This window comes from Lederbergia sp. NSJ-179 (assembly GCF_022867885.1).
Taxonomy (GTDB): domain Bacteria; phylum Bacillota; class Bacilli; order Bacillales; family Bacillaceae_C; genus Lederbergia.
Genome location: NZ_JALIFP010000002.1, coordinates 109,916 through 123,119 on the forward strand (window position 1 = coordinate 109,916; position 13,204 = coordinate 123,119).

The following is a 13,204-nucleotide window of genomic DNA, read 5'->3' on the forward strand; positions in this document are numbered from 1 at the left end:
AGCCTCGTCCCTTTTTGGGATGGGGCTTTTTATTTTTCGACAAAAAGGAGGATTTTTCAAGTGAGAGAAAGATTACAGGAACTTAAATCAGAAGCTTTGGAAAAAATCAAACATTCTTCTAATCTGAAAGAACTTAATGATCTACGTGTTTCGTATCTCGGAAAAAAAGGTCCGATTACTGAAGTTTTACGAGGAATGGGGAAATTATCTGCTGAGGAACGTCCTAAAATCGGGGCGCTTGCCAATGCCATTAGAGAAAGTATTTCCGAGGTAATTACGGAAAAGCGGAGCGAACTGGAAAAAGCCGCTGTCCAGAAAAAATTGGAGGCTGAAACGATTGATGTGACACTTCCGGGAAGACCTGTGAAAAGAGGTAGCCGCCATCCGCTAACGAAAATGATTGAGGAAGTTGAGGACCTATTTATTGGAATGGGCTATAAAGTGGCAGAAGGTCCAGAGGTAGAAATAGACTATTATAATTTTGAAGCATTAAATTTGCCGAAAGGCCATCCAGCCCGAGATATGCAGGATTCTTTCTATATTACCGAAGATCTTTTAATGCGAACACATACATCCCCTGTCCAAGCAAGGACGATGGAAAAACATAAGGGAAAAGGTCCAGTAAAAATTATTTGTCCTGGTAAAGTTTATCGGCGTGACAATGATGATGCAACACATTCCCATCAGTTTACACAAATTGAGGGACTTGTGGTGGATGAAAATATTACAATGGCTGATCTGAAAGGAACGTTAGAAGTATTTGCGAAAAAGATTTTCGGAGAAGACCGCGAAATTCGGTTACGTCCCAGTTTTTTCCCATTTACAGAACCATCGGTTGAAATGGATATTTCTTGTAAAATTTGTGGAGGCGAGGGTTGTCGAGTTTGTAAGCAAACAGGTTGGATTGAAATTTTAGGAGCAGGAATGGTGCATCCGAACGTTCTCAGAATGGCCGGATTTGATCCGGAAAAATATACCGGTTTTGCGTTTGGAATGGGACCTGAGCGGATTGCGATGTTGAAATACGGGATTGATGATATTCGACATTTCTATACGAATGATATTCGTTTCTTACAACAATTTTCGGTACAAGAATAAGGTCAGGAGGGAAAACAATGCTTGTTTCTTATAAATGGCTGCAAGAATATGTCGATCTTGCAGGGGTAACGGCTACAGAATTAGCAGAGAAAATCACAAGAAGTGGAATTGAAGTAGATGGGGTAGAGCAAAAAAGCGATGGTGTCAAAAAGGTCGTTGTGGGTCATATACTTGAATGTGAAAAACATCCACAAGCGGATAAATTAAATAAATGTGTCGTGGATGTAGGCGAGGAAGAACCCGTCCAAATTATCTGCGGGGCTCCCAATGTTGCAAAGGGGCAGAAGGTGGCTGTAGCCAAAGTGGGAGCGGTACTTCCGGGAAATTTTAAAATCAAAAAAGCAAAACTACGTGGCGAGGTTTCCAATGGAATGATTTGTTCCCTCCAGGAATTGGGAATAGAGGGAAAGCTGGTACCGAAGGAATTTGCGGATGGCATCTTTGTTTTTCCGAGTGAAGTGAAGGTGGGAGCCAATGCTTTGGAATTATTGAATTTAGATGATGAGGTATTAGAGCTTGACCTCACACCGAATCGCGCAGATGCCCTCAGTATGCTTGGAATGGCTTATGAGACAGCAGCGATCCTTGACAAAGATATAAAATGGCCAGAAACAGATGTAAATCCTTCCGCAGAAAAGGCCGAGGATTCAATTTCTGTAAAGGTGGAGACAACGGAGGGTTGCCCATTATATACGGCAAAAGTGATTCGCAATGTGAAGATTGGGCCCTCGCCATTGTGGATGCAAGCTCGTCTTATGTCTGCTGGGATTCGGCCTCATAATAATGTGGTCGATATTACGAACTATATTTTATTAGAGTACGGTCAGCCGCTTCATGCTTTTGACTACGATAAATTTGGTTCGAAAGAAGTGGTTGTCAGGCTTGCTCATGAAGGGGAAAAGATCGTGACGCTTGATAATGTGGAGCGGACACTGACAGGTGAACAGATGGTGATTACCAATGGATCTGAGCCTGTTGCATTGGCAGGAGTCATGGGGGGAGCGAACACAGAAGTAAGTAGCGATACGACAACTGTTTTGCTTGAATCTGCCTATTTCTCCGGTGCGTCTGTTCGAGCTACTTCCAAGCATCATGGTTTAAGAAGTGAAGCCAGTACCCGATATGAAAAAGGTGTTGATCCGAGTCGAGTGCGCCCGGCAGCAGAACGGGCAGCGAAACTGATGGCAGAACTCGCAGGTGGAGAAATTTTAGAAGGTCGTGTCGAAGATGATCATTTAACGATTGAGCCTGTCACACTTTCGATCACTTTGGAAAAAATCAATCGCGTATTAGGAACGGACATTTCCGAATCTGAGGTTGTTGCTCTTTTTAAGAGATTACAATTTGAAGCCTCTGTCGAAGAGGGAACTTTTACAGTGACCGCGCCTACTCGCCGTGGTGATATTACAATTGAAGAGGATTTGATCGAAGAAGTAGCACGCTTGTATGGCTATGATCTTTTACCCAAAACTTTACCAAAAGGGGCAGCTACTGCTGGTGGTCTCACGAAAGTGCAGGAAAAACGCCGGACAGCCAGAGATTTTCTGGAGGGAGCGGGACTATACCAGACGATTACGTATTCTTTGGCTTCAGAGGAAAAATCGGCTCAATACGCGCTTGAAAGCCGTGAACCAGTGAAGCTAGCGATGCCGATGAGTGAAGAGCATAGTTGCTTACGAATGAGTATTATTCCGCAATTGCTTGAATCCCTCTCTTATAATATTGCTCGTCAGCAGGACTCGGTCGCCCTTTATGAAATAGGATCCATTTTTCTTCATAATGGCGAAAAGGAACAACCAGATGAACAAGAACATATCGCAGGTGCTTTAACAGGTTTGTGGGTAGAAAATGCTTGGCAAGGTGAAAAAAAACCCGTTGATTTTTATGTGGCAAAGGGAATTTTAGAAGGGCTTTTTGAAAAAATGGGTGTTGCTGACCTAGTGGAATGGCGGGCAGCTCAAATAGAAGGGATGCATCCAGGAAGAACGGCAGAAATTGTTTTCTCCAATGAAGTGATTGGATTTGTCGGTGAACTGCACCCAACAATGGAAAAAGAATGGGACCTCGATGATACGTATGTGTTTGAATTTCAAGCTGAACCGATCTTTCAGTATGAACTTCCTGAATTAAAATACAGCCCCATTCCTAAATTCCCATCCATTTCAAGAGATATAGCGCTTGTGGTGGATACAACGGTAACAGCCGGTACATTGGAAAATATTATTCAAGAAGCAGGGGGCAAGCTGCTAAAATCGATTAAGGTGTTTGATCTATATGAAGGAGAACATATGAACAAAGGCGAAAAATCGATTGCCTTCTCCTTAACCTATGCAAACCCCGAAAAAACTTTGACAGATGAAGAAGTCGTGAAAGCTCATGAGCGTGTTTTAGCCGCGGTGAAGGAAAAAGTAGGGGCAGAATTAAGGGGATAAAAAAACAACAAACCTGGTATGGATTACGAATTGAAAAAGCAGCCTGTGCTCTGAATGGGCACAGGCTGCTTTTAAATATTATAAACCTGCTATTTTTTTTGCCTTTCTTGTATTTGCAAAATGACTCTTAGTAAACTCGTTTAGAGCTTGTAAACCGTAGGTTCGAATGAGACGAGCGGCATCTTGATCCACTTTAGGACCAGCCCCCTTCGTCAACTTAAACCCTGCTCTTTGACTTAATTGATCCATTGCCTTGAGAAAAGCATAACGGGCTAATATCGACGCAGCAGCAACAGAAAGATGAATGCTTTCGGCTTTCGTACTAAAATAAACATTTTCACGGCAAATCTCTTTCACACCTTGTAGATGACGATAATAGACAGGAGCTTCCGCAAATTGATCTACTAGAATGGCATCAGGTTTTTCAGGTTCTATTTTTTTTAGTAAATAATTTAAAGCTTGATTATGTAATCTTGCTGTGATTTTTCCCTGTGTCATGCCAGATGCCTGAAGCTGATTATATTTTTCGTTCGATAATGTCAACAAACTATAGGGTAGAAAGGTTATTAAATCCTTTGCGATCTTTACGATTTCCGTATCAGATAAGTTCTTGGAATCTTGCACACCTAATTCTTTCACTAAAGGGAGCTGTTCTTTTTTCACATAGGCCGCCACAACTGTCATTGGACCGAAATAATCACCTTTCCCTACCTCATCAGAGCCGATCACGGACAAGGATGAAATATTAGGAGGCAAGGGGTTCCCGGAAGACTTCTTCTTAGTAGGAGCGGTTTTTGCTTTTTTCAATGATTCCCCCCATTGTTTGGCTTCTGATTCATTTCCAATACCTTGAAACATGACTTTACCAGAGCGATAAGCCGTAATGGTGCAACCTTGTTTTTTGGCTGAGAACACACTGCCCGGTGGATGGCTTGCTTTCAAAAATGGTTGATAATAAGCCTTCATTTTTTCAATTTCAGCTTGGCTTACCTGAATAACCGTGTTCGCCAACCGATCACTTCCTTTCTACAATTTATTTTAGTGTAACACAAGTCACATAAAAATAACGGACTATAGATTATCCAGGTGCTTTCACTTTTTTTATTCCCATCCCTTTTCATTCGTGATATGATATAGTGTAGAATTTTATCGAAAAGAGGGGAACAAAATGTCTGACCAGGAGAAAGTAAGAGTGTCTGTTGTGATTCATGGAAAACAATATACAATCACAGGTACGGAATCCCCCGATCATATGAAAGATGTTGCAGAAATTGTCGACGAAAAAATGCGAGAAATTCATTCCATAAATCCTAATTTGAATACAGAGACACTCGCTGTATTGACAGCCGTTAATTCAATTCATGAATATACGAAACTACAAGAAGAGTATGAGCGACTTCTTCAAGAACTCCATCGAATAAAGGAATGAAACGATTATGTTAGATTTGGCTTTAATTATTATTTTAATAGCAGGGTTTTTCATCGGACTAAAAAGAGGATTCATCCTGCAATTGATCCATATGGTTGGGTTTGTTGTTTCTTTCATTGTGGCTTATATGTATTTTGATGCATTAGCGCCAAAACTGACACTTTGGATCCCTTACCCAGATTTTGGGTCGGAAAAAGGATTTACAATGTTTTTAAATGGTTCTAATTTTGATGATGCCTTTTATCGGGCAATTGCCTTTGTCATTATTTTCTTTGCCACACGAATTGTGCTCGGGATCATCGGTTCTGCCTTAGATGTCGTTGCTAGTTTACCAATTATCAAGGTATTAAATATTTGGGCAGGTGGGATCTTAGGTGCGATTGAGGTCTATTTATTCCTTTTTATTCTTCTATATCTTGCGGCATTAGTTCCAATGGCTACGATTCAAACAGCACTGAATGATTCGACTTTGAGTGAAATCATTTTAAACCATACGCCTTATTTTTCAGCAGAAATCAAAAAATGGTGGATCGACGTTGTTCAGTCATAAAGTGATAATGAATGATGCAGGAAAAACTTCTCTTTATGAAAGGGAAGTTTTTCTTTTTACAAGTGAGTTTGATAGAATATGTGAAAGAAGAAAGTGGAACGGTTGGTGATCAAAACATGAAAATCAATAAAAAGGATGTTATCCATCTTCTAGAACAAATTGCCCTATATATGGAACTAAAAGGAGAAAATTCTTTTAAGATTTCAGCCTTTCGGAAAGCGGCCATCGCTTTGGAAGCCGATGATCGCAGTCTCTCCGAGATCTCCACATTTACTGAAATCCCTGGAATTGGGAAAGGAACAGAGGCGGTGATCAAGGAATTTATTTCGGAAGGAGAATCTGTTGTTTTAGCGGAGTTACAGGAGGAAGTACCGAAAGGATTGATCCCTTTATTACAGCTTCCGGGTCTTGGGGGAAAGAAGATTTCACGTTTGTATCAGGAATTAGGAGTAACAGATATCGACTCGTTAAAAGCGGCTTGTGAAAGCGATCGAGTGGCAGATTTAAAAGGTTTTGGAAAAAAATCTCAGGAAAAAATTCTTGCAGCGATTGCTCAGATTGGAAAGCAACCGGAGCGATTGCCCATCGCGTATATGTTGCCTTTTGCTGAATCGATTGAAGATTATTTACGTAATATAAAAGAAATCGTGAATTTTTCACGTGCTGGTAGCTTACGTAGAGTAAGGGAAACGATCAAAGATCTTGATTTTGTAATTGCTGCCCGTGATGGCCAAGCTGTGAAAGCGGCATTATTAAATATGCCAGGTGTGGAGGAAGCGACAGCAAATGGTGAAACCAAAATTACCCTTGTTTTTGCTGGACAATACAAAGTATCAGTCGATTTTCGGATCGTTCAACCAGAAGAATTCGCTTCTGCATTACACCATTTTACCGGTTCAAAGGATCATAATATTCGGATGCGTCAACTTGCTAAAGAACAAGGAGAGAAAATCAGTGAATATGGGGTGGAAAAGATTGAAACTGGTGAGGTTCGGACTTTTTCAACAGAAGCAGAACTCTATCATCACTTCCATTTACCCTATATCCCTCCTGAAATAAGGGAAGATGGCAAGGAAATAGATGAATATCACCCAGATCATAAATTAATTGAGTTAAAAGACATTAAGGGTGATCTGCATATGCATACGACATGGTCGGATGGTGCCTTCTCGATCGAAGAAATGGTGGAGGCCTGTAGAAAAAAAGGGTACCAGTATATGGCTATTACGGATCACTCTGAATTTCTAAGAGTAGTGAATGGACTTTCTCCGGAAAGATTACGAAAACAAATCGAAGAAATTCGTATATTGAATGATCAATATAATGATATCACTATATTAGCTGGCGTGGAAATGGACATCCTCCCAGATGGACGCTTAAATTATGAGGATGATATACTTGCAGAACTAGATATTGTGATTGCCTCTATCCACTCAAGTTTTTCCCAGTCTCAAGCAAAAATTATGGAGAGACTAAAAACGGCTTTGCAAAATCCACATGTTGATATTATTGCTCATCCAACAGGGCGTCTGATTGGAAGGCGGGATGGATATGATGTGGATATAGCATTACTAATGAAACTTGCTAAAGAAACGAACACGGCACTGGAATTAAATGCGAACCCGGCCCGTCTGGATCTTTCTGCTGACCACATTCGAAGAGCACACGAGGCAGGGATAAAGATTGGGATTAACACAGATGCCCATAATAGAGAAAATCTTGACTATATGAAATTAGGTGTATTATCGGGTAGAAAAGGAAGGCTTACAGCTTCATCTGTCCTTAATGCAATGCCCATAGAAGAATTGCTGCAATTTTTAAAAAGAAATGAATAGAGCGAATGGTAAGGGGGAGTCAAACTCCATGAATGATAGAATTTTAAAGACATTAGAATTTGATAAGATACGAATTCAATTAGAAAATCATGCTTCTTCTGTGTTGGGAGTAGAAATAATAAAAAAATTACGTCCATCAAGCTCTTTTGAAGAGGTTGTACGTAGACAAGCGGAAACAGATGAGGCCTCCCATGTCCTACGTTTAAAAGGTCATGCCCCTCTTGATGGGATTTTTAATATAAAACCGCATGTAAAGAGAGCGCTGATAGGGGGAGTACTGAATCCGGCAGAACTTGTTCAAATCGCAAGTACGATTCATGCTTCAAGATCAATGAAGCATTTTATCGAAGGTTTACTTGAAAATGAAGTGGAGCTCCCTATTTTAGAAGAAAAATCAACTCAAATCATTCCTTTAGGTGAGCTTGAGAAAGTGATTAAAAATGCTATTGATGATAACGGGGAAATCCTTGATTCCGCAAGCACGTCTCTAAGAAGTATACGTCAACAGTTAAGAAGAACAGAAGGCAATGTTCGTGGGAGACTAGAGGGGTTTATTCGCAATCAAAATGCGCAAAAAATGTTATCTGATGCAATTATTACCATTCGAAATGATCGCTATGTCATTCCAGTGAAACAGGAATACCGTTCCCATTATGGTGGGATTGTGCATGATCAGTCCGCATCAGGGCAAACATTATTTATTGAACCTCAAGCCGTCGTGGATCTTAATAATGCTTTAAAAGAATTACAGCTAAAAGAAAGGCAGGAAATTGAAAAAATTCTCATGCAATTGTCTGGAAATGTTGCGGAGGTTGCAGAGGAATTACAGTTGGTCGTGGAGATAATGGGTGAATTAGATTTCATCTTTGCAAAAGCTCGCCTTGGAAAGGAAATGAAAGCAACAAAACCGGTGATCAATCAAAAGGGAATCATTCGGATCAATCAAGCCCGCCATCCTTTATTAAAAAAGGAAGAGGCCATTGCGAATGATATTGAATTTGGTGGCGATTATACGACAATGGTGATTACTGGGCCGAATACTGGGGGGAAAACCATTACTCTTAAAACAGTCGGTCTTTTAACCCTTATGGCGCAAGCAGGTTTATCCATTCCCGCTTCAGAAGGTTCTGACATCGCGGTTTTTAAAGAAGTATTTGCCGATATTGGAGATGAGCAATCGATTGAGCAAAGCCTTAGCACGTTTTCATCCCATATGGTGAACATCGTAGAAATCTTAAAAAAGGTGGATCATACGAGTTTAGTTTTGTTTGATGAATTAGGGGCGGGAACAGATCCGCAAGAGGGAGCAGCACTTGCGATTTCTATTCTTGATGAAGTATATCAACGTGGGGCTCATGTGATTGCGACAACCCATTATCCTGAATTAAAGGCCTATGGATTTAATCGACCAGGCGCAATCAATGCAAGTGTTGAATTTGATGTGGAAACATTGCGCCCGACCTATCGTTTATTGATTGGTGTACCGGGCCGCAGTAATGCTTTTGAAATATCCAAACGATTGGGCCTTTCCGATTGGACAATACAGAATGCGAAGCAATTAATTGATGCCGAAAGCAATGAAGTGGAAAATATGATTGCTTCTCTTGAAAAAAGCCGTCATGATGCGGAAGAGGAATATAAAGAAGCACATAATTATTTAAAAGCAGCAGAAAAACTCCATCAAGATATGCAAAAGCAAATGATGGAGTTTTATGAAAGAAAACAGGAATTGTATGATCGTGCCGAAAAAAAAGCTACTGAGGTCATTGAGAAGGCGAAAAGAGAAGCAGAAGAAGTCATGAAGGAGCTACGAGAACTTCGCTTTCAAAGTGCTGCTCAAGTAAAGGAACATGAATTGATTGAGGCGAGACATCGACTAGAAAAGGCTATGCCAACTTTAGATCAACAAAGAGAAAATGCTAAAAAAGAAAAACAACACGATACATTTCAGCCTGGGGATGAAGTAAGAGTAACGAGCTTTGGTCAAAAAGGGCATTTAATTGAGAAGGTTGCGGAGAAAGAATGGAATGTCCAAATGGGCATTATGAAGATGAAAGTGAATGAAGAAGATTTAGAGTTTATTCAATCACAGGAAAAGAAAGAAACGAAACCGATGGCTACAGTAAAAGGTAAAGATCATCATGTTAGCTTGGAATTGGATCTGCGTGGGGAAAGATTGGAAGATGCTTTGTTTAAAGTAGAGAAATATATCGACGATGCCTTACTGGCTGGTTATCCGCGTGTCTCGATTATCCATGGCAAAGGAACAGGAGTTTTGCGCAAAGGAATTACTGATTATTTGAAACAACTCCGTCCAGTAAAACGTATAAGATTAGGAGAAGCAGGAGAAGGAGGAAGTGGCGTGACAGTAGTCGAATTCAAATGAGGCCAGGTCGGACGGTGTGGCGATTGTCATCGCGCTCTTAGGCCAACAGGATGTTGGTCAGAACAGCGTTGCGCCAGGACGGCGCGAACTTAGCTGTTCATCCTTATTCTAAACCTTAAGGCAGAAAGGCAGAGCTAGTGCTTTTATAAGAGAGGGGAAGGATTGATGGCGACTTCATTTTGGGAAAATTCGGTTGTACAAACAGCAGGTTATTATACAGTCTCTGTTCTTTGCATGGTTGTCTTCCTGTTTATATTTGAACTGGTGACGAAATATAAAAACTGGGAAGAAATCAAAAATGGAAATATTTCCGTTGCAATGGCAACGGGAGGGAAAATCTTCGGGATTGCCAATGTTTTTAGACATTCCATTCTTCATCATGATACATTATTTGTGATGATTGGTTGGGGAGTTTTTGGTTTTTTCCTGTTGTTGACAGGTTATTTTATCTTTGAATTTTTAACACCAAAATTCAATATTGATCAAGAAATTGAAAATGATAATCGGGCAGTTGGATTTATTTCCATGATAATATCGATTGGTCTTTCGTACATCATCGGCGCAAACATTCAATAAGGGTGGGAAAAATGAAGTGGAGAAATTGGCTAAAGTGCTGTTAGTGGTAGGCGCGATCTTCTTCATACTTGGCGTTATCTATCTTATAAAGATATAGTAAAGAGTGCTTCAAAGTTGTTTTTCCACTTTGAGGCACTCTTTTTTATATTGAGAAATCATTAATACCCAAAACATAATCATTTGTAGGTTTTGTTACAATATAATATACTGAAGGAAGGGTAATGCGTTTACAATAAGGAGGGGTTGTATGGAGAGTAAACCTTGGCTGAAGATGTATCCTGAGTCTATTCCGACAAAGTTGGACTATGAACCAAGAACGGTGCAGTCTTATTTGGCCGATACAGCCAAAAATTTCCCTGATAAAATAGCGATTCATTTTATGGGAAAGGAATTGACTTATCAGGAATTATATGAGAGCGTTCTTAAAATGGCTAATTACTTACAAGGCTTGGGCATAAAAAAAGGTGACCGAATTGCGCTTATGTTACCGAATTGCCCTCAATATGTGATCAGCTACTATGCTAGCCTTTTTGCAGGAGCTGTTGTTGTACAAACGAATCCGCTTTATACCGAACGAGAACTTGAGTATCAAATGAAGGACTCCAGCGCTAAGATCATCATTGCACTTGATATTTTATACCCACGGATCTCTAAGGTGATCAAACAGACAAAGCTTGAGCAAATCGTTGTAACCGCTGTCAAAGACTATCTACCATTCCCTAAAAACCTTATTTACCCATTTATACAAAAAAGAGATACTGGCATTGTGATCCAATTGAATCACGAAGGAAACATCCATCTTTTCAAACGGATTATGGAAATAGGTTCATTAGCACCAATAGCACTTGATTTTGATTATGAGAATGATCTAGCCCTTTTACAATATACAGGTGGGACAACAGGCTATCCAAAAGGTGTCATGCTCACCCATAAAAATTTAATTGCCAATGCGACTGCTTGTCATGCATGGATGTATAAAGCAAAACCAGGAGAGGAAATTATACTGGGTGTCCTGCCCTTTTTTCATGTTTATGGCATGACAACTGTGTTGATTTTATCAATTATGCAGGGTTATAAAATGGTCTTATTACCCAAATTCGATGCTAAGACCACCTTGAAAACGATTCACAAGGAGAAACCAACCATTTTTCCCGGAGCGCCAACGATCTATATAGGATTATTAAATCATCCGGATCGTAATAAATATAATCTCTCCTCGATTGAAGCATGTATAAGCGGATCTGCACCTCTTCCTGTAGAAGTTCAGCAAAAATTTGAAGAGATTACAGGAGGAAAATTGGTAGAAGGTTATGGTTTAACGGAGTCATCCCCTGTAACTCATGCTAATTTTATATGGGGGCAGGAATATGTAAAAGGAAGCATTGGTGTACCATGGCCTGATACAGATGCTATGATTGTTTCGGCTGAAACAGGAGAAGAAGCGCCCATTGGACAAATAGGCGAAATTGCTGTGAAGGGACCGCAAGTCATGAAAGGTTACTGGAACCGTCCTGAAGATACAGCGGAAACATTGAAAGACGGGTGGCTGATGACAGGGGATATGGGGTATATGAATAAAGATGGGTATTTTTTTGTAGTCGATCGGAAAAAAGATATGATTATAGCAGGAGGGTACAATATTTATCCAAGGGAAATTGAAGAAGTGTTATATGAACATCCTGCGATACAAGAAGTAGTAGTGGCTGGTATTCCCGATCCATATAGAGGAGAGACTGTCAAAGCTTATGTGGTATTAAAGCAAGGTTCTAGTGTGACGGAAAAGGAATTAGATGAATATGCAAGAAAATTTGTGGCTGCATATAAAGTACCTAAAGTATATGAATTTCGTAAAGAATTGCCAAAAACCGCTGTGGGAAAAATTCTGCGTCGTACTTTAATTGAAGAAGAGAGGAAAAAGATACAACCGCAAGAGGAGAAAAGTATCTGAGCCTACAAGGCTCTTTTCTTTTTAAACAGGTAAGAAAACATAAATATAGGCTGATGCTGGATCTAGCTCCAGCGCCCAGCGACTAGCAAACTTTCGGTGCCTTCCTACGATAAGTCAACATCGATTCACCCTTCGGGTTCATCGTGTTTCCTTTATCTCGTCAGGCCCCTAAAAAGTTTGTACGTCGCTAAACGGGCGCTTGCGCTTTTCTTATCATTTGACAGAAAAAGATTTGCTTATTATGATAAGGGTATGAATGAATAATCATTCACTTATTTCAGGAAAAGGTGAAAGTTGTTGAAGAGAAATAAACCAAAATATAAACAAATTATAGATGCGGCTGTCATTGTGATTGCAGAAAATGGTTACCACCAATCTCAAGTTTCTAAGATTGCAAAACAGGCTGGTGTAGCGGATGGGACAATTTATCTTTATTTTAAAAATAAAGAGGATATTTTAATTTCTGTTTTCCGTGAAAAAATGGGTCTTTTCGTTGAAAAAATGACGGAGGCGATTCAGATGAAAGAAACAGCCTCTGAAAAGTTATTGGTTATGATAGAAAATCATTTTAAAATTTTATCCAATGATCGTCATTTAGCGATTGTCACACAATTAGAATTAAGGCAGTCTAATAAAGAGTTACGAAAAAAAATCAATGAAATTTTAAAAGACTATTTACAATTAATTGATCATATTATTTGCCATGGGCAAGAACGAAAGGAATTTTCTAACCAACTTAATGTCCGGCTTGTAAGGCAAATGATTTTTGGGACGATCGATGAAACCGTCACATCATGGGTGATGAATGAGCAAAAATATGACCTCATCGCACTCGCTCCCCAAGTTCATCAGTTATTACTAAATGGGTGTTGCCAGGATTAGGAAATGGAAGGAAGGAGAGCCTGCATGAAACTTTAACACAAGAAGATCAAGTAGGGATATGGTCACCA

General features: G+C 39.9%; 10 protein-coding genes and 1 other annotated feature (1 of these 11 only partly in view). Of the genes, 9 read left to right on the plus strand and 1 reads right to left on the minus strand.

The genetic code is table 11. The features are described 5' to 3' along the window. Positions 1-15, plus strand: a binding site (T-box leader) (it extends 245 nt beyond the left edge of the window). A 45-nt stretch (positions 16-60) separates the two neighbouring features. Next, positions 61-1,098 (plus strand): phenylalanine--tRNA ligase subunit alpha, encoded by a 1,038-nt coding sequence (pheS, locus tag MUB24_RS02555; RefSeq protein WP_244700826.1) that lies wholly within the window; start codon positions 61-63, stop codon positions 1,096-1,098. A gap of 17 nt (positions 1,099-1,115) precedes the next feature. Then, complete coding sequence (gene pheT, locus MUB24_RS02560) at positions 1,116-3,530, plus strand: phenylalanine--tRNA ligase subunit beta (RefSeq protein ID WP_244700830.1); 2,415 nt, start codon at positions 1,116-1,118, stop codon at positions 3,528-3,530. A gap of 78 nt (positions 3,531-3,608) precedes the next feature. Here pheT and rnhC read toward each other — a convergent pair whose 3' ends face one another. Then, positions 3,609-4,541 (minus strand): ribonuclease HIII, encoded by a 933-nt coding sequence (gene rnhC, locus MUB24_RS02565; protein WP_244700833.1) that lies wholly within the window; start codon positions 4,539-4,541, stop codon positions 3,609-3,611. A 157-nt stretch (positions 4,542-4,698) separates the two neighbouring features. On the opposite strand from rnhC, the gene zapA reads away from it, so the two are divergent. From zapA to MUB24_RS02600, 7 genes are all read left to right on the plus strand, one after another. Then, positions 4,699-4,959, plus strand: a complete 261-nt coding sequence (zapA, locus tag MUB24_RS02570; RefSeq protein ID WP_244700834.1) for a cell division protein ZapA — start codon at positions 4,699-4,701, stop codon at positions 4,957-4,959. A gap of 7 nt (positions 4,960-4,966) precedes the next feature. Continuing rightward, positions 4,967-5,509, plus strand: a complete 543-nt coding sequence (locus tag MUB24_RS02575) for a CvpA family protein (protein ID WP_244700837.1) — start codon at positions 4,967-4,969, stop codon at positions 5,507-5,509. A 116-nt stretch (positions 5,510-5,625) separates the two neighbouring features. Further along, positions 5,626-7,344 (plus strand): DNA polymerase/3'-5' exonuclease PolX, encoded by a 1,719-nt coding sequence (gene polX, locus MUB24_RS02580; protein WP_244701146.1) that lies wholly within the window; start codon positions 5,626-5,628, stop codon positions 7,342-7,344. Positions 7,345-7,372: 28 nt separating this feature from the next. Next, on the plus strand, positions 7,373-9,730 hold the full coding sequence (locus tag MUB24_RS02585) for an endonuclease MutS2 (protein WP_244700838.1): 2,358 nt from the start codon (positions 7,373-7,375) through the stop codon (positions 9,728-9,730). Between the two features lie 165 nt (positions 9,731-9,895). Next, positions 9,896-10,306, plus strand: a complete 411-nt coding sequence (locus MUB24_RS02590) for a DUF350 domain-containing protein (RefSeq protein WP_244700841.1) — start codon at positions 9,896-9,898, stop codon at positions 10,304-10,306. A 247-nt stretch (positions 10,307-10,553) separates the two neighbouring features. Then, positions 10,554-12,254, plus strand: a complete 1,701-nt coding sequence (locus tag MUB24_RS02595; RefSeq protein ID WP_244700844.1) for a long-chain-fatty-acid--CoA ligase — start codon at positions 10,554-10,556, stop codon at positions 12,252-12,254. Between the two features lie 297 nt (positions 12,255-12,551). Then, on the plus strand, positions 12,552-13,136 hold the full coding sequence (locus tag MUB24_RS02600; RefSeq protein ID WP_244700846.1) for a fatty acid metabolism transcriptional regulator FadR: 585 nt from the start codon (positions 12,552-12,554) through the stop codon (positions 13,134-13,136). Positions 13,137-13,204 lie beyond the last annotated feature (68 nt).